The 1,980-nt window shown below is 43.3% G+C and carries 3 protein-coding genes; 1 reads left to right on the top strand and 2 read right to left on the bottom strand.

What is annotated here, in order from left to right; genetic code table 11:
* Positions 1–161: 161 nt before the first annotated feature.
* A complete protein-coding gene (locus tag F6K37_RS39895; RefSeq protein ID WP_071106149.1) occupies positions 162–593 on the bottom strand; it encodes a hypothetical protein in 432 nt (143 codons plus the stop codon).
* 113 nt (positions 594–706) lie between these two features.
* Entirely contained in the window at positions 707–1,312 is a 606-nt protein-coding gene (cobU, locus tag F6K37_RS39890) for a bifunctional adenosylcobinamide kinase/adenosylcobinamide-phosphate guanylyltransferase (protein WP_071106150.1), read from the bottom strand.
* A 112-nt stretch (positions 1,313–1,424) separates the two neighbouring features.
* Between cobU and F6K37_RS39885 the strand changes: the two genes are divergently transcribed.
* The coding region (locus F6K37_RS39885) for a hypothetical protein (protein WP_287256798.1) at positions 1,425–1,980 on the top strand (556 nt) is incomplete at its 3' end.

Here is a 1,980-nt window from a genome sequence, read left to right as displayed (position 1 = left end):
AATGGAAAACTTATTACTGCGCGATTCCTAATCGCCTTTAGTGAAATTTTCTGGGGGTGATGACATGCAACCTGAAATCCTTACTGGATAATAATTTCAGCCCATAAGTTACTTAATCGGTGCCCAAGCTAAAAACTGATATTTTATTTTTTTATACTTTTTTAAGTAATTCTATTATCAATAATTCTATTTAAGCGATCGCAAATCCCTCTTAGTTCGGTTTGACTACACACTGGATCTCGTGGTGCTGGCAATTCTGTGTTGGGCCATGTGGATAAATCAAAACAGGGACAACAGTTTGGTGGTATCCCAGCACTTTTAATGGGTACAGGCATATCACAACGGGAACAAGGAAGTATATCCCACTTGGGTGTTAATAAATCCGCAATTGTTTCATCAGTTCCTTCCAGGTAACAATCACCAGTCTCTGGTGAAATCGCTAGCTGCCAAATCGTTTCAAATTCTTGGCTGTAGTGCTTGCCATTTGTAAGTGATTGTGGCTGCATAGCTGAAAAACCATTGCGCATCACAACTTTTTTCCCTAACTGGAACCAGTAGGTGAGATAGCGTTTGACTTGTGCTTCAGATGCCATTGGTTTGTTAGTAGTTTGTTATTAATAGTTAGTTTTAACCCGTTGAATAAACAACTGAGTTAGGAAGCTTCTTCCACACTGGCGGTATCTTTACCCTCTTGCCATGGATGGGATTAGGTTTGAGGTGATTCGCCAACAGTACCATTATAGGGTAATGGTTGACCCAGAGTACTGAGATTAAGCACATGACCACCGGTGACTAAGTAGACTGGGTTAGCCAAGTGCCCCAAATAACGCACTACATTTCCGAGGCGATCGCGAAATGCCCTACCCATAGGATAAGCTGGAACCACTCCCCAGCCAGCCTCTTCTGCAACAAAAATTACAGAACCTTTAACCTGGGTCAAACTATTCCATAAGCTTTGTAACGTTTGCTGCCAAACAGTATCATCCTGTTCTAGGCAATTGGCAACCCAGGTTCCTAGAGAATCTACTAACAGGCAGTGATTGATGTCAGAATATTTGGTAATTGTTGCTGGCAAGTCCAGTGGTACCAAAAGGGTTGTCCATGAACTGGGGCGTCGCTGCTGATGTTTTTCAATGCGGGCCAGCCACTCTGGATCATCCGGGTTGATTGTGGCAGTAGCGACGTATACTACCGATTTCCCAGTCTGCATTGCCAGGGTTTCTGCCCACTCGCTTTTGCCAGACCTGGATGGTCCGGTGACTAAAATTAAATTACTGGTAAATTTGGTACTAGTAAATTGGGTACTATTCAAGGCTATTGGGACTTATATTGCCATTGCGCGAAAATTAACAGAGCTTATAGTTCAGAATAATTGGCATCTTCCCCCTTCAAATCAACTATATTTACTCACAAAATCAGTCTTCATGAAATCAAAATTGCGACGGATCGAGACAACACTAAATCAGTTAGCAAAAGCTAGTGCCACTGATTCATCACAACCATCCCCAGCTGTGGCTGATCAAACTAATCAGCAACAAGCAGGTGTAGTAAGTCGTAGACATAAAAAGGAACCTTCTTTCTCTATGGCAGTACAACCGTTTCCCACTCGCCAGGATGAACAGAAGATACCAACTCTGCCTAGATTGAAATACCCTAAACTGGGAAACCATCGCCATGGTGCTAACCCAGCTTTGGCCATGAATCTGTTGCAAGACATTGAGGGAATTGTTCTGGGTTGGCAGCAGGAACTGCACAAAATCCTCCTTCAAATTCAAGACCTATACCTAGAAGGACCAATTGTTGATGGCTGGTTAGAGTCTCAAGCGAGTCAACCCCAAGATGCCATGGGGACAGTAAGACTAGCCAATGGTGACCGGATGATGGACTATGTGGATGAAGGAGTTGAGCAATCGAATACTAATGTTACGTATCAATCTCCTCGTACTGGTTACCGTCTTTGTGGCTTGGATGAGCAGGGTC

Origin of the sequence: Moorena sp. SIO4E2, assembly GCF_010671945.1 — a bacterium.
GTDB lineage: Bacteria > Cyanobacteriota > Cyanobacteriia > Cyanobacteriales > Coleofasciculaceae > Moorena > Moorena producens.
Note: the sequence above shows the minus strand (reverse complement) of the source record. Positions and strands in the feature narration are given on the sequence as shown.